Genomic DNA, 21,787 nt, shown 5'->3' with positions numbered 1-21,787 from the left:
ACATCCGTCTGGCCGAGGCCGACCGGATCGCGATGCTGCAGTCGCCCCGCGGGGCGACTGCAGCATCGCGATCCGGTCGGCCTCGGCCAGACGGATGTACAGCTCGAGCCCGCGCAGATGGTCGCGCAGCTCCGCGCCCGCGGCCGTCAGCGGCACCCTCGAGACCAGGATCGTCCCGACGACGGCCGCGACGATCGCGACCAGCATCAGCACGAGCGGGAGCGCTCCGCCGAAGGATCGGGTCATCAGGAGGATCGCGCCCAGGAAGGCGGCCATGACACCCAGCAGCAGCGGGACGATCACGAGCACGCTGCCGCCGATCGTCCCGGCCTTCTTCAGTCCCGCCTCGGTCACCCGGTTGCCCAGCGCGGTCTGGAACTGTCCGACGGCCTTGCCGAACTCCTTGTCCTTGCCGGAGAGCTCACGCACCGTCCCCGGCACCCGGCCGAGGGCGATGTCGAGGAACTCGCGGTCGTCGGAGGCGAGGGGCCGCGGGCGTCCCGCGCGTCGCGTCGGCGTCGTCGCAGGGTCGAGCACCCGCACGGCGTACTCCTGCTTCCGCCCCTCCCCCGTCTCCTCGATGCGCACGAGACCGCGGACGGCGGCGTCCAGGAGTCCGGCCGCGGGGGCCTTCGACGTCTTCCGCAGCAGCGCGGCGGAGAGGAACAGCCCCTCCGCGGGCGGGTCGTACTCGGCGACGACGGTCGGGCGGCCGGGAGCGTCGCGGAGCACGGTCCGGCGGCGGTGCACGGCGAGCGCGAGGCCGATCAGGACCGCGGCGAGGCCGCCCAGCTGCACCCAGGACCAGCCGGAGGCGAGGTAGCGGTCGTCGCGCGGCGTGAAGGTCCCGGGAGCGAAGCCGATCGCCACGGTCACGTTCTCCCCCGGAGCCAGCGACTCCCCCGATGCCGTGACGACCGCGCCGTCGCGGCCGATCGGACAGGGCGTCGTCGAGCCCTCCGGTCCCCGGTAACAGCTGACGGTCCCCGTCGCGGCGGAGGCCAGCGACCCGGCGAGCTCGACGCGCACGTCGTAGCGGTCGAAGGACTGGCGCCAGCCCGTGCCGTTGACGTCCCAGTAGAACTCGTCCTCGCCGCTGCGCGTGCCGGATCCAGGCAGGGTCGTGTTGTGCTGCGTGTAGGTGAAGACGTAGGTCTGGCTGCCGCTGACGAACTCGTCCGCCGCGCTGGTGACCAGGAGGAAGCCGTCCTCGCGCTCGGTGTCGACCGGCCGCGCCTCCCCGTCGCCGTCGGTGACGGACACCAGGTCGACGTCGGTCGGGTGCCCCTCGTAGTCGAGCGGGATCGCGCGCTGCATGCCGCGGTTCTGCGACGGCGGGAACTCGGCGACGAAGGTCTCGACAGTGGTCAGCGTCGAGCGGCCCTCCTCGTCGCGGTCGAGACGGAAGTCGGCCGAGTACTCCGAGAACCGGAAGCCGTCCACATCCGCGCGCACGACACCCGCGACGGGCTGCGGAGCCGCGACAGGGTGCGGAGCCGCCACGGCCTGCGCCGCCGCTCCGCCGACCAGCAGCGGGACCGCGAGGGCCACGGCCGCCGCGCGCCGCGCGACCACCCCCGCCCGGCCGGTCGAGGGGGACAGGATCGTGCCGAGCAGCCCCCACATGCCTGCGATGCTACGCGCCGACGCACGCCCGGCACGTCCCCCGGGCGGACTACTGGAGCAGGAACTGCGTGGGCGAGCCCGAGGGGATGTCGGCGACCGACACCGACAGGTTGTAGGCGGCGCCGCCCGCCTCGACCGCCTCGCGTCCGCCGGAGCAGGTGTCGGCGGAGGAGCGGGTGCGGTCCCACGTCAGCGCGCTGCCCATCACCGAGCGGCCCGCCTGGAGGAGCACCGGCAGATCGGCCGCGCCGGTCTGGCAGTCCGTGGAGGTCCAGATCTGCTCGGAGCCGCTCGTGATCGTGAAGACCTGCTTGCTCGTGCCCGCGTCGATCACGCAGTCGGTGCTCGAGATGTTGGCCAGCGAGAGCGAGAGCTGCGGATCCTCGCCGGGCGCGTAGCTCGTGGCGTCCGTGACCGCGGTGACGGCGACGGAGTCGGCCGAGCAGGCGGGTGCGGCGCCGGGCGTCGCACCGGGCGAGGTGGTCGGGTAGAGCGTCGGCAGCACGACGGTCGGCGTGGGGCTCGACGCGGCGTCGGAGCCGGTCATCCGCGGGAGCAGCGACAGCACCACCGCCAGGCCCGCGACGATGACGACCAGCGCGAGCAGCACTCCCGCGCGGCGTCGCCGGTAGACCCGGGAGGGCAGGCGGCGGGGCGGCGGAGTCACCGGGACAGGCTACGACGTGGCGGCGGTCAGAGCGTCTTCAGCATGCGGGTGTTGCCGAGCGTGTTCGGCTTCACCCGGGCGAGGTCGAGGAACTCGGCGACTCCCTCGTCGGGAGAGCGGAGCAGCTCGGCGTAGACCTCGGGGTCGACGACCTTCTCGCCGATCGGCTCGAAGCCGTGGCGGGCGAAGAAGTCGACCTCGAAGGTGAGGCAGAACAGGCGCTTCAGGCCGAGCTCGCGCGCGTCGTTCTCGAGGCGCTCCAGGATGTGGTGACCCACACCCCTCCCGAGCCAGCCCTGCGCGACCGCGAGGGTGCGCACCTCCGCGATGTCGTCCCACATCACATGCAGCGCACCGCAGCCGATCGCCGTCCCGTGGCCGTCCTCGGCGATGCGGAACTCCTGCACGGCGCCGTAGAGCACCACGCGGTCCTTGCCCAGGAGGATGCGCTCGTTCACGAGCGGCTCGCTGAGCTCCTGGATGAAGGGGACATCGCTCGTGCGCGCGCGGCGCACCGGGTACTTCCAATCGGCCATTCGACAAGCCTAGGCCGCACCGGGCGCGGGATCCTGCGAGCAGGCGCCCACCGCCGGACGACGACGTGCCCGCCCCCTCGCGAGAGGGGACGGGCACGGGGTCGTTCGGCAGCCTGCTACGACATCAGGTCGGGCGTCGCCGGGCCGGCCGTGGCCGCTCCGGTGGACGCGCCGGCGCTGATCGAGATCAGGCGCGGGGTCGTGGTGAAGACGAACCTGTTGTCGGCGAAGTCCACGTGGATGTGGTCTCCGGCGCCGAGCTCGCCGTGCAGGATCCGCTCGGACAGCTGGTCCTCGATCTCTCGCTGGATCGCGCGGCGCAGGGGGCGCGCACCGAGCGCCGGGTCGAACCCGACCTCGATCAGGCGCTCCTTGGCCGGCTGAGTCAGCTCCACCGTCATGTCGCGGTCGAGCAGGCGGTCGCCCAGGCGCTTGATGAAGAGGTCGACGATCTGGAGCAGCTCGGGCTTCGACAGCTGCGGGAAGACAATGACGTCGTCCACGCGGTTGAGGAACTCGGGCTTGAAGTGCTTCTTGAGCTCCTCGTTGACCTTGCCGCGCATGCGGTCGTAGCCGGTGGCGTTGTCGCCCTCGATCTGGAACCCGACGGGACCACCGGCGATGTCACGAGCACCGAGGTTGGTGGTCATGATGATGACGGTGTTCTTGAAGTCGACGACACGGCCCTGGCCGTCGGTCAGTCGACCCTCCTCCAGGATCTGGAGGAGCGAGTTGAAGATGTCCGGGTGCGCCTTCTCGATCTCGTCGAAGAGGACCACGCTGAACGGCTTGCGGCGCACCTTCTCGGTGAGCTGGCCGCCCTCCTCGAAGCCGACGAACCCGGGAGGGGCGCCGAACAGCCGCGAGACGGTGTGCTTCTCGCCGTACTCCGACATGTCGAGCGAGATCATCGCATTCTCGTCGTCGAAGAGGAACTCGGCGAGCGCCTTGGCCAGCTCGGTCTTCCCGACGCCCGTGGGGCCGGCGAAGATGAACGAGCCCGAGGGGCGCTTGGGGTCCTTGAGGCCCGCGCGGGTGCGGCGGATCGTCCGCGAGAGTGCCGCGATGGCCTCCTCCTGGCCGATGACGCGCTGGTGCAGGGCCTTCTCCATGAAGACGAGCCGCGAGGACTCCTCCTCCGTGAGCTTGAAGACCGGGATGCCCGTCGCCTGGGCGAGGACCTCGGCGATCAGGCCCTCGTCGACCACGCCGGTGGCCTTGACGTCGCCCGACTTCCACTGCTTCTCGAGGCGCAGACGCTCACCGAGCAGCTGCTTCTCCTCGTCGCGGAGCGACGCGGCCTTCTCGAAGTCCTGGTCCTCGATCGCGGCCTCCTTGGCGGAGCGGACCACGGCGATGCGGTCGTCGAAGTCGCGCAGCTCCGGCGGCGCCGAGAGGATCGAGAGGCGCAGGCGTGCGCCTGCCTCGTCGATCAGGTCGATCGCCTTGTCGGGGAGGAAGCGGTCGCTGATGTAGCGGTCGGCCAGGTTGGCCGCCGAGACGATCGCGCCGTCGGTGATGGACACCTTGTGGTGCGCCTCGTAGCGGTCGCGCAGGCCCTTGAGGATGTTGATCGTGTGGGGCAGCGACGGCTCCGCGACCTGGATCGGCTGGAAGCGGCGCTCGAGAGCGGCGTCCTTCTCGAAGTGCTTGCGGTACTCGTCGAGCGTGGTCGCGCCGATGGTCTGCAGCTCGCCGCGGGCGAGCAGCGGCTTGAGGATCGAGGCGGCGTCGATCGCGCCCTCAGCGGCCCCTGCGCCGACGAGGGTGTGGATCTCGTCGATGAAGGTGATGATGTCGCCGCGGGTGCGGATCTCCTTCGTGACCTTCTTGAGGCGCTCCTCGAAGTCACCGCGGTAGCGGGATCCGGCGATGAGCGAGCCGAGGTCGAGCGTGTAGAGCTGCTTGTCCTTCAGCGTCTCGGGCACGTCGCCGCGCACGATCGCCTGGGCGAGGCCCTCGACGACGGCGGTCTTGCCGACGCCGGGCTCGCCGATCAGGACGGGGTTGTTCTTGGAGCGGCGGGAGAGGATCTGCATGACCCGCTCGATCTCCTTCTCGCGCCCGATGACCGGGTCGAGCTTGTTGTCGCGCGCCGCCTGGGTGAGGTTGCGTCCGAACTGGTCGAGGATCTGCGATCCCCCCTGAGGCTGCTGCTGCTCACCGCCCACGGCGACCTGCTCCTTGCCCTGGTAGCCGGAGAGCAGCTGGATGACCTGCTGGCGCACGCGGTTCAGGTCGGCACCGAGCTTGACCAGCACCTGAGCGGCGACGCCCTCGCCCTCGCGGATGAGGCCGAGCAGGATGTGCTCGGTCCCGATGTAGTTGTGGCCGAGCTGCAGCGCTTCGCGCAGGGACAGCTCGAGGACCTTCTTCGCCCGAGGCGTGAAGGGGATGTGGCCGGTCGGCTGCTGCTGCCCCTGGCCGATGATGTCCTGCACCTGCTCGCGCACAGCGTCGAGCGAGATCCCGAGGGACTCGAGCGCCTTGGCGGCCACTCCCTCGCCCTCGTGGATCAGGCCGAGCAGGATGTGCTCCGTGCCGATGTAGTTGTGATTGAGCATCTTGGCCTCTTCCTGGGCCAGGACGACGACGCGCCGCGCGCGATCGGTGAATCTCTCGAACATGCTGTCACTCCCTACAGAACCCGCAGGGGTGGGCTCCGATACGTCGACTGTAACCAGCGCTCCCCCCGGTGAGCAGGCCTGTTCGCCCTGGGCGTGCACGCGATCCGGGAGGGGTGCGGGCGGCGGTCCCGTCCACCGGTCCATGCGAAGGCATACACTTCCCGCATGAGCAACCTGGAGGAGCATCCCGACGAGCTCCCCGTCGCCGCGGAGCCGGTCCCTCGCGAGCCCGGCGCGGTCGAGATCCTGGAGGCGCGGCTCGTCCCGCTCGGCGGTCCGCGTGCGATCGAGGTGCGCCGCACCCTCCCGCAGCGATCGCGCTCGACGATCGGCGCGTGGTGCTTCGCCGACCACTACGGCCCGGTGCGGCTCGGCGAGGAGGCCGGGATGGACGTCCCGCCGCACCCGCACACGGGCCTGCAGACCGTGAGCTGGCTCTTCGAGGGCGAGATCGAGCACCGCGACAGCGTCGGCAGCCTCGCCGTGGTGCGCCCGGGCGAGCTCAACCTGATGACGGCCGGACGCGGCATCTCGCACTCGGAGGTCTCGACCGGGGGCGCGCCCGTTCTGCACGGGGTGCAGCTCTGGGTCGCGCTGCCCGAGGAGGCGCGGCTCGTCGATCCGTTCTTCGAGCACCACCGCGGCGTGCCCGTGGAGCTGCCCGGCGCGCTGGTGCGCGTCTTCGTCGGAGGGATGCTGGGCGCGTCGGTGCCCGCGAGCACCTTCACTCCGCTGGTCGCCGCCCAGATCGACCTCGAGCCGGGTGCCCGGGTCGAGCTGCCGGTCGAGGAGTCGTGGGAGTACGGCGTGCTCGTCGACGCCGGCCCCGTGGCGGTCGAGGGTGCGGACGTCCCGCGCTCGGACCTCGCCTACCTGACGCCCGGCCGCTCGCACCTGGTGCTGACCGCCGGGGATGCGGGAGCCCGCGTGGTGCTGCTCGGCGGCGAGCCGTTCGCCGAGGAGCTGGTGATGTGGTGGAACTTCGTCGGCCGCAGCCACGACGACGTGGCGGCCGCCCGCGAGCGCTGGCAGTCCGACGTGATCGCCGGGGCGGATCCCGCGGGACCGTTCGGCACCGTCGACGGGTACGGCGGACGCGCGCTCCCCGCGCCCGTGCTGCCGACCGTGCGCCTCAAGCCGCGCCGCCGGGCCTGAGCCGAGACCGTCAGGCCGAGGCGCTCCGAGGCGGGCCCACGACTCGGGAGCGCGGGAGTCGCGATGATCCCGCTCGACCACCGCGACTCCCGCGCTCTCACCGGCGCGTCAGGACGCGTCCGACTCCTTCTTCGCGGCGGCCTTCGCTGCTGCCTCGCGGTCGGTGGCCTCGGCCGTCTCGCGGAAGGCGCGGCGAGGATCCTGCAGCGCGCTCATCGGCGAGAGGTCGCGCGGAGTGACGGCGTCGACGAGCCAGCCCGTGATGATCCGCCACTTGCGGTCCAGGGTCGGCATCGCCGCTCCGTGGTAGGCGCGGTGCGCGAGCCAGGCGGGGAGGCCGCGCAGCTTCACGCCCTTGATCAGGCCCGCGCCCTTGCCGATGCCGTACTCGGCGACGGTCCCGACTGAGGCGTGCCGGTACTCCTCCACGGTGCCTCCGGTGAGGTCGGCGATGATGTTGCGCGCCAGGAGCTTGGCCTGCCGGACCGCGTTCTGCGCGTTCGGCGGGTAGTACGCGGGCTGCTTCTCGCTGGTGAGGTCCGGCACCTGCGCGCCGTCGCCGGCCGCCCAGGCGCCGCCCACCGGCTCGCCGTCCTCGCGGATGACCCGCAGGCGCGCATCCGCCATGACGTGGCCCTTCGGCCCGCGGGGCGCGTCGGTCGCGTCGAGGATCGGGTTCGGCTTCACGCCGGCGGTCCACACGATCGTGGCCGTCGGGATGCGCTCGCCCGAGGAGAGCTCCACGACGCCGTCCTCGCAGGAGGGCATCGTCGTCTTCAGGTGCACGTGCACGCCGCGCGAGCGGAGGTGGTCGAGCGTCCACTTCGAGAGCTCGGGACCGACCTCGGGGGCGACCCGGTCCAGTGCCTCGACGAGGTGCCAGGTGACGTCGCCCATCGAGAGGGAGGGCTGCGCGGCGAGGGTCTTGCGGCTGAGGTCGAGCAGCTCGCTCAGCGCCTCGACGCCGGTGTAGCCGCCGCCGACGAAGACGAAGGTGAGCAGGCGCCGGCGCTCGGCGGGATCGGTGGTGAGCGCCGCCTTCGCGATGTTCTCGATGACGCGGTCGCGCAGGTGCGCCGCCTCCTCCACCGTCTTGAAGCCGATGCCGTGCTCGGCGAGGCCCGGCGTGGGGAACGTTCGGGTGACGGCTCCGAGCGCGAAGACGACCTGGTCGAACTCGATCGTGCGGGTGGAGCCGTCCATCGCGGCGACGGTGGCGCTGCGCTCGGCGAGGCTCACGCCGGTGATCGCGCCGCGGATCACGCGGGTGCGCTTGAGCGCGGAGACCAGCGGCACCGTGACGTGGCGCGGCTGGACGTGCCCGCCGGCGACCTCGGGCAGCAGCGGCTGGTAGGTCATGTAGGGGTTCGGCTCGACGACGGTGACGTCGATCGGCGCCTCCCCCCGCCTCTTCTCGAGGCCCCAGGCCGTGTACAGGCCGACGTAGCCGCCGCCGAGGATGAGGATGCGCGTCGTACGGGATGCCGTCATGTCCGTTCCCTTCTCGAACCCGGCGCCGGGCAGGCGGAACCGGATGGTGCTGAGGACGCTCCGACGCTACGCGGGGCGCGGCGGCCCGCACAGGGCCTTGCGCGACGAGCCGGGGCCGCGCATCCTCCGCCTGCGGGCGGACGGGAGCCGCGCTACTGCAGCGCCGAGGTGAGCCGCGCCAGGTTGTCGAGCAGGGTCGAGCGGAGCGGCTGCTGCCGCCACTCGCGGAGGGTCAGCTCACGGGAGTGCTCGCGGTAGTCCTGCTGCACCTGGCGCAGATCCTCGACGAACTCCGAGCCGCGCACCATCAGCGAGACCTCGAGGTTGAGCGTGAAGGAGCGCATGTCCATGTTGCTCGAGCCGATCACGGCGACGTCGTCGTCGATCGTGAAGTGCTTCGCGTGCAGGATGGTCGGCTTGCGGTACATCCAGATGCGCACGCCCGCGGTCAGCAGCGTCTCGTAGTACGAGCGCTGGGCGTGGTAGACCACGGCCTGGTCGCCGATCTCGGAGACGAAGAGCTCCACGTGCACGCCCCGCCGGGTCGCCGTCGTGATCGCGTAGAGCATCGCCTCATCGGGCACGAAGTACGGGCTGGTGATGATGATCGACTTCTGCGCCGAGTAGAGCAGCGTCAGGAACAGGCGCAGGTTGTTCTCGCCCTCGAACCCCGGGCCGCTCGGCACCACCTGGCAGTCGATGGTGTCGCGCTGCTGCAGCGCCTCCATCGGCTCCGACTCCCGGAGGAGCAGCTCGTCGGTCTCGCTGTACCAGTCGGTGATGAAGATGGCGTTGATGCCCTGCACCACCGGCCCCTCGAGGCGCACCATCAGGTCGTGCCAGTGCAGGCCGCGGCGGATGTTGCCGCGCTTGTTGTAGCTGGAGTCGACGACGTTCTGCGAGCCCATGAAGGCCGCGTTGCCGTCGACGATCAGCAGCTTGCGGTGGTTGCGCAGGTCCGGCCGCTGGTACTGCCCGCGCCACGGCCGCACGGGGAGCATGTACGACCACGAGGCGCCCGCCCGCTCGAGGGCGCGCAGCCGGCGGTGGGTGCCGCTGTAGTAGCCGGGCACGCGGATCGACGCGATGTGGTCGAGGAGGATCCGCACGCGCACCCCGCGCGCCACCGCGCGGTCGAGCGCGTCGAAGAAGGGCGCGGTGGTCGAGTCGGCGGCGAGGATGTAGAACTCGCAGTGCACGTACCGGCGGGCGCGGTCGATCTCGGCGGCCATCGCGCGGATGGTCTGCTCGTAGTCGCCCTGGAGGCGCGCGTCGTTCCCGCCGACCAGCGGCATCGCGCCGAGGTTGCGGTTGAGGGTGACCACCGACTCCAGCCACTGCGGCCACGGGTGCTCCCGGGCGACGCGGTCGATGCCGTCGGTCGACTCCAGGATGAACCGGTTGATCTCCTGCTGCTTCCGGCGGCGCTTGCGCGGCAGCCGGTAGCTCCCGATGAAGAGGAACAGCAGGATGCCGACGTACGGGATCAGGAAGATCGCCATCAGCCAGGCGAGGCCGGTGGTCGGACGGCGGTTCCGCGGCACGACGATGACGGCGATCACGCGGACCACGAGCTCGACGACGACGGCCGCGATCGGGAGGATCACCGCCCAGTCGGGTGCGGGCACCGCGCCTCCTCGTTCGTCGTGCGGAGCCGCTCAGCGGGCGTGGAAGGCACCCGCGCGGCGGCGGTGGTCAGGAGGCGTCGCGGGGAGGCAGGCCGCGGCGCTCGCGCTCGCGGGCCTCGATGCGGTCGTACGCTCGGCGCTCGTTGCGGTCCGAGCGGATGAGGGCGCGCATCACGAACCAGAAGATGGCTCCGACCGTGATCGTCGGCACGAGGGCCCACAGCCCCTGGTTCCACAGCTCCCAGTCCATGCGGCGATCCTACCCGCGGCACCGGCGCGGGAGCCGTGAGCCCGGGGGGCCGTGCGCCCAGCGGCCTTCGCGGGCGCTGGGCGCTACTGGCTCTCGACCGACTTGTTCAGCGCCGCGGCATCGGAGTTGAGGCCTTCCAGCTCCGAGCGCAGGCCGTCGTACACGGCGATGTCCGCGTCGATGGCGGCGCGGGTGGCGTCGACGGCCTGGCTGCGGGCGAGCAGATCGGCGCGCTCCGTCTCGAACTCGGCCGTCGATCCGAAGTCGCCGCTGTCGGCGCGCGAGTTGAAGTCGTCGATCTCGACGTTGAGCGCGTCGTACTCGGCGTTGTTCGCGTCGACCCGCGCCGTGAGGTCGGCGTACATCGTCTCGATCCGGGAGACCAGGTCCTCGATGCGGTTCTCGAGATCGGTGAAGACCGCCTCGTAGCGGGCGTTCAGGCCCACGACGACGGAGCGGTCGTCGAAGAACTCGGCGTAGTGCGCCTCGAGCGCGGGCGGCAGGTCGGCCACCTCGGTCCCCAGGATCGAGTGCAGCTCGTTGACGCGCTCGCCGAGGCCGCCGGTGCGGTACAGCTCGAGGCGCTCGGCGATCGTGCCGTCCTGCGGGAGGGTCTCGTACGCGGCCTCGAGCTCGTCGCCCAGCTCGGCCTGCTCCTCCGCGTCGAGCCGCACCCACGCGGCGTGCAGCATCTCGTGGGCCGCCGTGACGTCGCGGATCCCGTCGAGGTCGGGGTTGGCGACGTCCGAGATGTAGATGCTGGTGCCGGTGTAGCAGCCGAGGACGATGTCGTCGGAGGCGCCGTAGCCGCAGAGGTCGTTGAAGCCGGCGGTCGGCTCGACCGACGGGCTCGACGCGTAGTAGAGGGCGCGGCCGCGGTCGGACATGGCGGTCCGCTCCGCGAAGCCGGCGATCGTGGGGTCGGGCGTGAACGCCTCGGCCGCTCGCCGGTCGGCCAGCGCGGTGCCGACGTCGCCGGAGGAGGTGAGGACGCTCGCGGCGACCGCGGTCCCCACTCCGAACTGCGCGATCGTGAGGACGCCCGCTGCGACGGCCGCGACGATGCTCGATGCCCTGACCATGTCTCCCCCCCCGGCTCCTGCGACCCTACTTGACGAGCGGGAACAGGATCGTCTCGCGGATCCCGAGGCCGGTGATCGCCATCAGGAGGCGGTCGATGCCCATGCCCATGCCGCCGGTGGGGGGCATGCCGTGCTCGAGGGCGCGGAGGAAGTCCTCGTCTAGGCGCATCGCCTCGTCGTCGCCCGCGGCGGCCTGGCGGGCCTGCTCGACGAAGCGCTCGCGCTGCACGACCGGGTCGATCAGCTCGGAGTAGCCGGTGGCCAGCTCGAAGCCGCGGACGTAGAGGTCCCACTTCTCGACGACGCCCGGGATGCTGCGGTGCGCGCGCACGAGCGGCGAGGTGTCGACGGGGAAGTCCATCACGAAGGTCGGACGCGTCAGGCCGCCCTTCACGAAGTGCTCCCACAGCTCCTCGACGTACTTGCCGTGCGTGGGGACGTGCACCTCGACGCCCTCGCGCGCGGCGAGGGTCTCGAGCTCGGCGAGCTCCGTCTCCGGGGTGATCGCGATTCCGGCCGCGAGCGACAGGCTCTCGTACATCGAGATGCGGTCCCACCGGCCGCCGAGGTCGAACTCGGTGCCGTCGGCCCAGGTGACCACGTGCGAGCCCGCGACGGCCTGCGCCGCGTTCTGGATCAGCTCCTGGGTGAGGTCGGCGATCGAGTTGTAGTCGCCGTACGCCTGATAGGCCTCGAGCATCGCGAACTCGGGCGAGTGGGTGGAGTCGGCGCCCTCGTTGCGGAAGTTGCGGTTGATCTCGAAGACCCGGTCGATGCCGCCGACGACCGCCCGCTTGAGGTAGAGCTCGGGCGCGATGCGCAGGTACAGCTCGGTGTCGAAGGCGTTCGAGTGCGTGGCGAAGGGGCGGGCGGAGGCGCCGCCGTGCATCACCTGCAGCATCGGGGTCTCGACCTCGAGGAACTCGTGCGAGGCGAAGGTGTCGCGGAGGGAGGCGTTCACGCGGGCGCGGGTGACGACCGTCTCGCGGGCCTGGGGGCGCACGATCAGGTCGAGGTAGCGCTGGCGCATCCGGGTCTCGTCGCCGAGCTCGTTGTGCAGGTTCGGCAGCGGCAGGATCGACTTCGCGGCGATCGTCCACTCCGACACCCACACGCTCAGCTCGCCGCGCTTGCTCGAGACGACCTCGCCCTCGACGAAGAGGTGGTCGCCCAGGTCGACGAGCTCCTTCCACGCCGCCAGCGACTCCTCGCCCACGTCGCCGAGCGAGACCATGGCCTGGATCCGCTCGCCGTCGCCGGCCTGCAGCGTCGCGAAGCAGAGCTTGCCCGTGTTGCGCTGGAACACCACGCGGCCCGCGAGGCCGACGCGCTCGCCGGTCTTCACGTCCGGCTCGATGCCCTCGTGGCGCGCCCGGACGGCCGCGATGGTGTCGGTGACTCCGACCGCGACGGGGTAGGCGCCGGCGCCGAGGTCGTCGCCCGCGAGCTCGAGCAGGCGCTCGCGCTTGGCGAGGCGGACGGCCTTCTGCTCGGAGGCCTCCTGCTGCGCGGCCCGCTCGGCGGCGGCCTGCTCGGAGTCGGACTGCTCGGCGGCGGGGGTCGTGGACTCGGGGACGTCGGGGGTGTCGGCCATGAGGGGTCGCGGTGCTTTCGGTTCGGGGCGGACGGCCGCGATCAGGCGAGCAGGATCGGGGCGTTGTCGAGGAGGCGGGTGGTGCCGACGATCGCGGCGACGAGCACGAGTGCCGGGCCGCGGTGGTCGGCGTCGACCGGGAGGAGCGTCGCGGGATCCACGACGACGAGGTAGTCCAGCTTAACGAGCGGCTCGGCGTGCGCGACGGCCTCGGCGGCCTCGATCGTTGCGGCGGCACCGCGGTCCGCGGCTTCCGTGGCGGCCGCGAGGAGGCGCGGGAGCACGAGGCCCGCGCGGCGCTGCTCCTCGTCGAGGTAGCGGTTGCGGCTGGAGCGGGCGAGCCCGTCCTCCTCCCGCACGATGCCGACGCCCTCGATCGCGACGGGCAGGTCGAGGTCGCGGACCATGCGGCGCACGAGGAACAGCTGCTGCGCGTCCTTCTGCCCGAAGACCGCGACGTCCGGCTGGGCGATGCTCAGGAGCTTGGCGACGACGGTGAGCATCCCGTCGAAGTGGCCCGGCCGCGCGCGCCCCTCGTAGAGGCCGCCGACCTCGCCCGCGACGACCCGCGTCGAGGACGGCCCGTCGGGATACATCTCGGCGACTCCCGGGGCGAAGAGGAGGTCGGCCCCGGCCGCGTCGAGCAGGGCGGTGTCGCCCTCGAGGTCGCGCGGGTAGCGGTCCAGGTCCTCGGTCGGACCGAACTGCAGCGGATTCACGAACACCGACACGACGACGACGTCGGCCAGCTCGCGCGCCCGCTCGACGAGGGCGAGGTGCCCGGCGTGCAGGGCGCCCATCGTCGGCACGAGCGCGATGCGCCGACCGGCCCGCCGCGCCTCCTGCAGCCGCTCGCGGAGGTCGCCGATGCGGTGGACGGTGCTGATCACCCGACGATGCTACCGGCGGGCCCGCGACCACCGGGGCCCTCGGCATGGAGACGCCGTGCTCCTCCGCGAGGCACCGCCTCCCGAGCGGCGTCCCACCCGGGAGCGGCGTCTCGAGCGGCGCCGCCCGTCAGCCCGCCGCGCGGCGCAGGGCGTCGTCGACGGAGGAGCGGACGAGGCTGGAGAGGAAGAAGCCCGGCTTCTCGACGCCGATGCCCGCCAGCAGACCCGCCGCCTGGTCGACGATCGCCGTCGAGAAGGTCGTGGCGGTCGAGACGGCCTCCGCGTAGGCGGCGCGGTCCGACTCCGCCACGGTCACCGGCTCCCCGCCCATCTCGACCACCAGCGCCTGCGCGATCGGCAGCACCGGGCCCGGTGCCGACACGGCGAAGTAGGTCTCGGCGAGGCGCGCCAGGTCGAGGCTGGTGCCGCTGAAGGCCATCGCCGGGTGGACTGCCAGGGGGATGACCCCGGAGGCGAGCGCCGGAGCGAGCACCCCGTAGCCGTGCTCGGGTGCCGTGTGCAGCACCAGCTGGCCGGGCTGCCACGCTCCGGTCGCGGCGAGCCCCGCGACCAGGGCGGCGATCTCGCTCCCGGGGACGGCGACGATCACCAGCTCGCTGCGCTCGACGAGCTCGGGGATCGCGAGCACGGGGACTCCGGGGAGCAGCGCGTCGGCGCGCTCGCGGCCGCTCTCGCTGGTGGTGGCGATCCCGATCACGGCGTGGCCGGCCCCGGCGAGCGCGGCACCCAGCACCGGGCCCACGCGTCCGGCACCGATCACGCCGACGCCCAGGCGTCCGTCGCGGCGATTCTCAGGCATGCGGTTCCCCCTCCGGAGCGGGCCAGTCGGGCAGGGCGGGTGCGGCCGCCCGCCGCCCCCACTGGTGGCTCGCGTCGCGGTCGGCGGCCCGCACTCCGGCCGTCGCGAGGCTCTCGAAGAAGGCGAGTCCGTCGGCTGCGCTCATCACCGGCACGAGCGGAGTGACGGGGCCGGCCACCGTGTGCACGCGCGCCGAGGCCAGCCCGAGCAGGCGCTGGAGCGGTCCCTGCTGGACCCCGACGCTCTGCATCCGCGCCAGGGGCACCACGGCGACCCGCCGCCAGACCGCTCCGCTGCGCAGGATCGCGACCTCGTCCGTCAGCCGGTACCCGGTCCTCCGGAACGAGAAGGGGCGGAGCCACACCGCCGAGCGCGGCGCCCGGGTGAAGCCGGCCGCGTCGCGGTGCCGAAGCGCGTCTCCGACGGGCGTCGACTCCGCTCCCTCGGCCGGTCCGGGCAGCAGGAGGGCGAGGACGCGCTCGACGGCGGCGAGGTCGCCCACGGGCAGGATCGTGGTGTTCGGCTCGCCGTTCGCCCCGCGGGAGGCCGCGTGGCCGGCGCGGTCGATCCGCACCTGCCACCAGCCGAAGGGGCGCCAGAGCAGCGGCTGCGTGATCTCGACGGCGTGGATCCGGCCGGGCGGGATCGTGTCGCTGCTGGTCGAGAGCACGCCGTAGCCGACTCGCACGCCGTCGGGCGTCGCGGCGATCGAGTACCGGAGCGAGCGCACGAACTGGCGGACGTAGTAGCTGCCCGAGCCGATCAGGCCCGGCAAGATCGCGAAGAGCACGTAGGGCGAGCCGTAGACGGCGACGAACACCACGGCGACGACCGAGGCTGCCAGGAACAGCGTGAAGCCGCTGAAGACGAGCGAGCCGAGGAGCCGGCCCGGCGGGATCGAGACGACCGACTCGGGCGGCGTCTCGTCCTGAGGCTCACCGAACTCCTCCAGCCGCCGCGCCAGGAACCCGCCCGCGGGCGCCGCGCCGTCGACCGTCGCCTCCCGCTCGCGCACCCCGGAGGCGAGCCGCAGGATGTCGCGGCGCAGGGCGTCCACCAGCCGCGAGCCGAGGTACGACAGCTGGACGTTCGCGTCCTGCCCGGCCACGCTCACCTCGAGCTTCGCGGCCCCGAACAGCCGCGCGAACAGCGGACGCTGCACCGCGATGCCCTGGATGCGGTCCAGCCGCGCCCGCCGGTTGGTCCGGAAGAGCACGCCGGAGCGCACCTCGACGACCTCGTCCGTGATGCGGAAGGTGTGCATCCGCCAGGACAGCCAGAACGCGAAGACGGCGACCGCCAGGCCCACCGCGACCGCCAGCAGCGCCCAGCCGACGAGGCCGCGGCGCAGCAGCTCGTCGACCGGATCGCCGCTCTCGAACCCCTCAGGCCCGGGCAGGAACAGCTCGACCAGGCGCTCGCGGAGGTTCGTGATCACGATGCCGAGGACGACCAGCAGGCCGATCCCGCCCTTGAGGACCGGTGTCGCGGGGTGCAGGCGGTGCCACTCCCCGTCGGCGAGGTCCGTCTCGACGGCGCGGAGCTCGGTCACAGGCCGGCCCGGCGCGACTCGGCGAGCTCGACCAGGCGGTCGCGGAGCTCCTCCGCGTCCTGCTCGGCCAGGCCCGGGATGCTGACGCCGGTCGCCGCGGCGGCGGTGACGAAGCGGAGGTCGGCGAGGCCGAGCGCCCGGGCGAGCGGCCCGCGGTTGACGTCGATGAGCTGCATCCGCCCGTACGGCACCGACACGAAGCGCTGGAACATGATGCCGCGGCGGAAGAGCAGGTCGTCCTGGCGCAGGAGGTAGCCGTAGGCGCGCGCACGGCGCGGGGCCACGATCAGGAGGGTCACCGCGAGGGCGGCCGCGGCGGCCAGCGGGATCCAGCCCCACGGCAGGCCGATCAGCATCAGCACCACGGGCACGGCGAGCAGCAGCACGCTCGACACGACGGCCGACACGATCTCGACCGCGACGTACCGGGGCGAGACGCGGCGCCACTCCCCCGTGATGTCGAGGCGGTCCCGCCGGCGTCCCCTCGCGTCGCGGCGGGTCGTCGGCGACGCGTCCTCGGGCTCGGCGGGCATGGCGTCGTCCTCACTGCCCGCGGCGATCCGGGCGTCGGCGTCAGGCGTGGTTCACCTCGCCGACGGCGCTGTCGTCGTCGTCGCTCGGCGGGATGGTGCACAGGTGCTCGGCGACCAGGCCGGCCACCAGCAGGACGAGCGCACCCACGATGGTCGCGACGTCCTGCCACACGGAGCCTAGCGAAGGGATCGCACGGCTCAGCAGGTACACCAGGATGCCGCCGGAGGCTCCGAGCAGCAGAGCACCGACGTGGCTGGACGCCTTCGCCAGCACCACGACGCGCATCGCCCGGAACGGATCGATGGGCCGGCGCAGCGTGCCCTTCGTGGCGCGGTGGATCGGGACGGCGAAGCCGAGCACGAGAGCCGCGACCACGATCAGGGTCAGCGGAACCGTCAGCGGCGGGATGAGCACGGGGCGGCCGGCGGCGGCGATCGCGAGGTCGAGGAGGAACCCCGCGACGGCCCCGGCGAGGCCGAGTCCGAGCAGGGTGCTGATGCGGGTGCGCCTCACGGGGTCCTGCTCTCGGGGTCGGCGGTGCTGCCGCGGGCGGAGTCGCGCCCCGGCCAGGTCAACCCGGCCGGGTGGTCGGTCACGCGGTCGGTCGCCCGTGCGCGCAGCTCGGCCACGGGTCCGGCTCCGGGAAGGACCGCCGCCGGCTCGGCGTCGAGCCAGGGCTCGAGCACGAAGGCCCGCTCGGCCGCCCGCGGGTGCGGGAGGGTCAGGTGCGGGTCGTCGCGGAGCACGCCGCCGACCGCGATCACGTCGATGTCGAGGGTCCGGTCGCCCCAGCGCTCCTCGCCCTCGCCGCGGATCCGGCCGCCGGCCGATTCGATCGCCGCCGTCGCCGCGAGCAGGTCGTCGGGCTCGAGGACGGTCGAGCCGGTCACGACCGCGTTGAGGTACCCGGGCGCGTCCTCGTCGACGCCCTCGGGCTTCCACGCGAGCGACTCGACGACCTTGGACACCGCCTCGATGCGCAGGCCCGGCGTCGTGGCGAGGGCCCGCAGCGCCTCCTCGAGGTGCGCCAGGCGGTCGCCGAGGTTGCTGCCGAGCGCGAGCACGACGTGGCGGACCGGGCGGACGCGCTCCTGCCGCGGCCTCACGAGCGGGTCCTCGTGATCTGCACGGCGACGTCCTCGAACGGCAGCGGGATCGGCGCGTCCGGCTTGTGGACGGTGATGCGGACGACGTCGGCGGCGGCGAAGCCCAGGGCGACCCGGGCGAGGCGCTCGGCCAGGGTCTCGATGAGGTCGACCGGGTCGCGGGTCACCGCGTCGGCCAGGGCGATCGCGAGCTCGCCGTAGTGCACCGTCTCGGCCAGCGCGTCGCCCTCGGCCGCCGGCGCGGTGTCGAGCCAGACCGTCGCGTCGATCACGAAGTCCTGGCCGTTCTCGCGCTCGAAGTCGAAGACGCCGTGGTGCGCGCGCACGCGCAGCCCGGTGAGGGTGATGGAGTCGCGCACGGCGAGGGCGGCGGGGTCGATCGCGGTCACGGGGTCTCCTCCTGAAGTCGGGCGGCGAGGGCCAGGGCGCGGGCGGACGAGCGGACGTCGTGGACCCGGACGCCCCAGGCGCCGTGCTCGGCGGCGACGAGGCTCAGCATGGCGGAGACCTCGTCGCGCTCGGCGGCCGGGGCGCCGGCGGGGGCGAACGGAGCGAGGAACCGCTTGCGCGAGTGGCCGACCAGGACCGGGAAGCCCAGCGAGACGATCGCGTCGAGCCCGGCCAGCAGCGCCCAGTCGTGCGCGCCGACCTTCGCGAAGCCGAGGCCCGGGTCGAGCAGGAGGCGGTCGTCCCGGATCCCGGCCTCACGGGCGGCGTCGACGCGGCGCTCGAGCTCGCCGCGGACGTCCGCCACCACGTCGCCGTAGGAGGCGAGAGCGGTCATGCCCGCGCTGTGCCCGCGCCAGTGCATCGCGATGTAGACGGCGCCGCGCTCGGCGACGAGCGCGAGCATCCGCGGATCGGCGAGGCCGCCGGAGACGTCGTTGACGACGACGGCGCCCGCGTCCAGGGCGGCCTCGGCCGTGGCGGCGCTCATCGTGTCGATGCTGACGCGCACCCCCTCCGCGGCGAGGGCGCGGACGACGGGCAGCACGCGGCCCTGCTCGGCGGCGGAGTCGACGCGCGCCGCACCGGGACGGGTGCTCTCGCCGCCGACGTCGACCAGGTCCGCGCCGAACGCGGCGGGTCCGTCCCCGGCGGGCCGGGTCAGGTCGAGGCCGTGGCGGACGGCGTCGTCGACGGACAGCCAGCGGCCGCCGTCGCTGAACGAGTCCGGAGTGACGTTGAGGATCCCCAGGAGCGCGGCGCGGCCGGTCGGCGTGAGGTCGGCGACGGTGGTGGCCACGTCACTCCCCCCGCGCGGCGCCGATCAGCGCGATGATCTCGGCGCGGGCGGCCGGGTCGGCGAGGGAGCCGCGGGCGGCGACCGTCACGGTCGAGCTCGCGGTCTGGCGCGGCCCGCGCATCCGCACGCAGCCGTGCTCGGCGTCGACCACGACGAGCACTCCCTCGGGAGCGAGGCCCTGCTCGAGCGCGTCGGCGATCTGCTCGGTCATCCGCTCCTGGATCTGCGGTCGCGACGCGACCGTCTCGACCACGCGCGGCAGCCGGCCGAGGCCGACGACCCGCTCGCGCGGCCGGTAGGCGATGTGCGCGACGCCGAGGAACGGCAGGAGGTGGTGCTCGCAGACGGAGCGGAAGGCGAGGTCGCGCACGATCACCGTCTGGTCGAGCGGCGACTCCTGGCCGCCCTCGACCACCGCGAACGTCTCGGTCAGCTGGGCCGCGGCGTCGTCGTCGAACCCGCCGAAGAACTCCTCGTACGCCTCGGCGAACCGCCGCGGCGTGTCGAGGAGTCCCTCGCGGCCCGGGTCGTCCCCGATGGCCGCGAGGATCTCGGCGACGGCCGCCTCGATGCGCGCCTTGTCGACGGGCACGCGCGCGCTACGCCGTCGCGGGGCGCGGGTTGATCAGCGGCGGGCGCTTCGGCGCGACCTCGTCGGCACCAGCGGAGGAGACTCCCCCGTCGGTCGCACCCGAGTCGATCGGCGCCTTGGCGACCGGGACCGCGATGGGCGGCAGGTCGGACAGGGGGCGCTTGTCGCTCGAGAGCCACTGCGGGCGCTCGTCGATGCGGCGGACGTCCTTGAAGATCTCGGCCAGCTGGTCGTGGTCGAGCGTCTCCTTCTCGAGCAGCTCCATCGCGAGGCGGTCGAGGATGTCGCGGTTGTCGTTGATGACCTGCCACGCCTCGTCGTGCGCCTGCTCGATGAGCTGGCGCGTCTCGGCGTCGACCGTCTCGGCGATCTGCTCGGAGTAGTCGCGCTGGTGGCCCATGTCGCGGCCGAGGAACATCTCGCCCGACGACTGGCCGAGCTTGACCGCTCCGACGTTCGCGGACATGCCGTAGTCGGTGACCATCTTGCGGGCGATGGAGGTCGCCTTCTCGATGTCGTTCGACGCTCCGGTGGTGGGGTCGTGGAAGACGATCTCCTCCGCGACGCGGCCGCCCATCGCGTACGTGAGCTGGTCGAGGAGCTCGTTGCGGGTCGTGGAGTACTTGTCCTCCAGCGGGAGCACCATCGTGTAGCCGAGGGCGCGGCCGCGCGGCAGGATCGTGACCTTGGTCACGGGGTCGGTGTGGCGCATCGCCGCCGCCGCCAGAGCGTGTCCGCCCTCGTGGTAGGCGGTGATCAGCTTCTCCTTGTCGCGCATGACCCGCGTGCGGCGCTGCGGCCCCGCGATGACGCGGTCGATGGCCTCGTCGAGCGCGCGGTTGTCGATCAGCTGCGCGTTGGAGCGGGCGGTGAGCAGTGCGGCCTCGTTGAGGACGTTGGCCAGGTCGGCGCCGGTGAAGCCCGGGGTCTTGCGGGCGACGACCTCGAGGTCGACTCCCCCGGCGAGCGGCTTGCCGCGGCCGTGGACCTCGAGGATCCGCTTGCGGCCGAGCAGGTCGGGGGCGTCGACGCCGATCTGGCGGTCGAAGCGGCCCGGACGCAGCAGCGCGGGATCGAGGATGTCGGGGCGGTTCGTCGCCGCGATCAGGATGACGTTCGTCTTGACGTCGAAGCCGTCCATCTCGACCAGCAGCTGGTTGAGGGTCTGCTCGCGCTCGTCGTGACCGCCGCCCATGCCGGCGCCGCGGTGGCGGCCGACGGCGTCGATCTCGTCGACGAAGATGATGGCCGGCGAGTTCTCCTTCGCCTGCTGGAACAGGTCGCGGACACGGCTCGCGCCGACGCCGACGAACATCTCGACGAAGTCCGATCCGGAGATGGAGTAGAAGGGGACGCCCGCCTCGCCCGCGACCGCGCGCGCCAGCAGGGTCTTGCCGGTGCCGGGAGGGCCGTAGAGCAGGACGCCCTTCGGGATGCGGGCGCCGACGGCCTGGAACTTCGCGGGCTCCTTGAGGAACTCCTTGATCTCGTGCAGCTCCTCGATCGCCTCGTCGGCGCCGGCGACATCGCCGAACGTGACCTTGGGCGACTCCTTCGAGACGAGCTTCGCCTTCGACTTGCCGAACTGCATGACGCGGTTGCCGCCGCCCTGCATGCCCGAGAGCATCAGCCAGAAGAACGCGCCGATCAGGAGGATGGGGAGCAGGAAGCCGAGGGCCGAGAGGAACCAGTTGGTCTGCGGGACCTCGTCGTTGTAGCCGGTGCTGCCGAGATCGGCCGCGGACACCGCGTCGACGACCTCTGCGCCGCGAGGGGCCACGTAGTAGAACTGCACCTGCGTGCCGTTGTCGCCGTCGGCCTGCTTGAGCGTGAGGTCGACGCGCTGCTCGCCGTCCACGATCTTCGCCGAGTCGACCTTGCCGTCCTTCAGGAGGTCGAGACCCTCCTGCGTCGTGACCGGCCGGAAGCCGGACATGGTGATCAGCGAGGAGCCGATCCACACCGCGACGATCGCCAGGACGACGTAGAGGATGGGACCCCGGAAGATGCGCTTCACGTTCATGCTTGTTGCGGGTGCGACACCCGGCGCCTTTCTGACGAGGAGATTGTGCCTGCCAGGCTACCTCCCGCACTCTGAGCGCCGCCCACGCGTTCGCCGTGGGCCGAACGGCCGCGGGCTGTGTGGTCTGGCGGGGATGCGGCGGGCCGCATCCCCGCGCGCGGTCGGCTTCGCGACGGGTGCGTTCCGCAGAGCGGGTCTCGTCGGACTGCCGGGAAACGCTGACACGCGTTTCCCGGTCCGCGTCCTCTGCCTTGTGGGTGGAGGCGGGTGCTTCACGGGCAGGGCGCGCCGCGAGAGCGCAGGAGTTGTCGCACTCGAGCTCGACAGCGACAACTACTGCGGTCTCGCGGCGCGCCCTGCCCGTGAAG

20 protein-coding genes are annotated in these 21,787 nt (G+C 72.5%); 1 reads left to right on the top strand and 19 read right to left on the bottom strand.

The genetic code is table 11. The features are described from left to right. The 4 genes from C5C63_RS15970 to C5C63_RS15955 form a co-directional block, all read right to left on the bottom strand. Positions 1-1,626 (bottom strand): DUF2207 domain-containing protein (locus C5C63_RS15970; protein ID WP_104326421.1); only part of this gene is annotated, 1,626 nt, incomplete at its 3' end. Positions 1,627-1,675: 49 nt separating this feature from the next. Further along, positions 1,676-2,293: a hypothetical protein gene (locus C5C63_RS15965; protein ID WP_104326420.1), complete on the bottom strand. Its 618-nt coding sequence runs from the start codon at positions 2,291-2,293 to the stop codon at positions 1,676-1,678. Between the two features lie 26 nt (positions 2,294-2,319). Beyond that, a complete protein-coding gene (locus C5C63_RS15960; RefSeq protein WP_104326419.1) occupies positions 2,320-2,829 on the bottom strand; it encodes an amino-acid N-acetyltransferase in 510 nt (169 codons plus the stop codon). 116 nt (positions 2,830-2,945) lie between these two features. After that, the gene (locus C5C63_RS15955) at positions 2,946-5,456 is read right to left on the bottom strand and encodes an ATP-dependent Clp protease ATP-binding subunit (RefSeq protein ID WP_104234294.1); all 2,511 of its coding nucleotides are present in this window, start codon (positions 5,454-5,456) and stop codon (positions 2,946-2,948) included. 165 nt (positions 5,457-5,621) lie between these two features. Between C5C63_RS15955 and C5C63_RS15950 the strand changes: the two genes are divergently transcribed. Further along, complete coding sequence (locus C5C63_RS15950; protein ID WP_104224091.1) at positions 5,622-6,611, top strand: pirin family protein; 990 nt, start codon at positions 5,622-5,624, stop codon at positions 6,609-6,611. Between the two features lie 108 nt (positions 6,612-6,719). On the opposite strand, the gene C5C63_RS15945 is transcribed toward C5C63_RS15950, so the two are convergent. The 15 genes from C5C63_RS15945 to ftsH all read right to left on the bottom strand — a co-directional run bounded on the left by C5C63_RS15945 (position 6,720) and on the right by ftsH (position 21,419). Beyond that, positions 6,720-8,102 (bottom strand): NAD(P)/FAD-dependent oxidoreductase, encoded by a 1,383-nt coding sequence (locus tag C5C63_RS15945; protein ID WP_104272976.1) that lies wholly within the window; start codon positions 8,100-8,102, stop codon positions 6,720-6,722. A gap of 152 nt (positions 8,103-8,254) precedes the next feature. Further along, positions 8,255-9,730, bottom strand: a complete 1,476-nt coding sequence (cls, locus tag C5C63_RS15940) for a cardiolipin synthase (protein WP_104224093.1) — start codon at positions 9,728-9,730, stop codon at positions 8,255-8,257. 67 nt (positions 9,731-9,797) lie between these two features. Continuing rightward, positions 9,798-9,980 (bottom strand): hypothetical protein, encoded by a 183-nt coding sequence (locus C5C63_RS15935; RefSeq protein ID WP_104224094.1) that lies wholly within the window; start codon positions 9,978-9,980, stop codon positions 9,798-9,800. A gap of 83 nt (positions 9,981-10,063) precedes the next feature. After that, complete coding sequence (locus C5C63_RS15930) at positions 10,064-11,062, bottom strand: hypothetical protein (RefSeq protein ID WP_104255539.1); 999 nt, start codon at positions 11,060-11,062, stop codon at positions 10,064-10,066. A 25-nt stretch (positions 11,063-11,087) separates the two neighbouring features. After that, the gene (gene lysS / locus C5C63_RS15925; RefSeq protein ID WP_104326418.1) at positions 11,088-12,656 is read right to left on the bottom strand and encodes a lysine--tRNA ligase; all 1,569 of its coding nucleotides are present in this window, start codon (positions 12,654-12,656) and stop codon (positions 11,088-11,090) included. A gap of 41 nt (positions 12,657-12,697) precedes the next feature. Then, positions 12,698-13,546 carry a pantoate--beta-alanine ligase gene (gene panC, locus C5C63_RS15920; protein WP_104326417.1) on the bottom strand — a complete coding sequence of 283 codons (849 nt, stop codon included), beginning with the start codon at positions 13,544-13,546 and terminating at the stop codon, positions 12,698-12,700. 127 nt (positions 13,547-13,673) lie between these two features. After that, the gene (locus C5C63_RS15915) at positions 13,674-14,366 is read right to left on the bottom strand and encodes a Rossmann-like and DUF2520 domain-containing protein (RefSeq protein ID WP_104224097.1); all 693 of its coding nucleotides are present in this window, start codon (positions 14,364-14,366) and stop codon (positions 13,674-13,676) included. Next, on the bottom strand, positions 14,359-15,918 hold the full coding sequence (locus C5C63_RS15910; RefSeq protein ID WP_104248064.1) for a PH domain-containing protein: 1,560 nt from the start codon (positions 15,916-15,918) through the stop codon (positions 14,359-14,361). The genes C5C63_RS15915 and C5C63_RS15910 overlap by 8 nt, the downstream gene beginning before the upstream one ends. Next, entirely contained in the window at positions 15,915-16,451 is a 537-nt protein-coding gene (locus C5C63_RS15905; RefSeq protein WP_104234302.1) for a PH domain-containing protein, read from the bottom strand. The genes C5C63_RS15910 and C5C63_RS15905 overlap by 4 nt, the downstream gene beginning before the upstream one ends. Positions 16,452-16,491: 40 nt before the next feature. Beyond that, positions 16,492-16,965, bottom strand: coding sequence for a DUF3180 domain-containing protein (locus C5C63_RS15900; RefSeq protein WP_104238407.1), 474 nt, complete (start codon positions 16,963-16,965; stop codon positions 16,492-16,494). Continuing rightward, complete coding sequence (folK, locus tag C5C63_RS15895; RefSeq protein WP_104234304.1) at positions 16,962-17,558, bottom strand: 2-amino-4-hydroxy-6-hydroxymethyldihydropteridine diphosphokinase; 597 nt, start codon at positions 17,556-17,558, stop codon at positions 16,962-16,964. The genes C5C63_RS15900 and folK overlap by 4 nt, the downstream gene beginning before the upstream one ends. After that, entirely contained in the window at positions 17,555-17,947 is a 393-nt protein-coding gene (gene folB / locus C5C63_RS15890; RefSeq protein WP_104347803.1) for a dihydroneopterin aldolase, read from the bottom strand. The genes folK and folB overlap by 4 nt, the downstream gene beginning before the upstream one ends. After that, positions 17,944-18,804, bottom strand: coding sequence for a dihydropteroate synthase (folP, locus tag C5C63_RS15885; RefSeq protein ID WP_258065481.1), 861 nt, complete (start codon positions 18,802-18,804; stop codon positions 17,944-17,946). The genes folB and folP overlap by 4 nt, the downstream gene beginning before the upstream one ends. A gap of 1 nt (position 18,805) precedes the next feature. Then, positions 18,806-19,396: a GTP cyclohydrolase I FolE gene (folE, locus tag C5C63_RS15880; RefSeq protein ID WP_104224103.1), complete on the bottom strand. Its 591-nt coding sequence runs from the start codon at positions 19,394-19,396 to the stop codon at positions 18,806-18,808. Positions 19,397-19,403: 7 nt separating this feature from the next. Next, complete coding sequence (gene ftsH / locus C5C63_RS15875; protein WP_104224104.1) at positions 19,404-21,419, bottom strand: ATP-dependent zinc metalloprotease FtsH; 2,016 nt, start codon at positions 21,417-21,419, stop codon at positions 19,404-19,406. Between the last annotated feature and the right edge of the window lie 368 nt (positions 21,420-21,787).

Source organism: Rathayibacter sp. AY1B8, assembly GCF_002932775.1.
Classification (GTDB): domain Bacteria; phylum Actinomycetota; class Actinomycetes; order Actinomycetales; family Microbacteriaceae; genus Rathayibacter.
The sequence above is the reverse complement of the archived record's forward strand: the minus strand, read 5'-3'. Positions and strand labels throughout refer to the sequence as shown.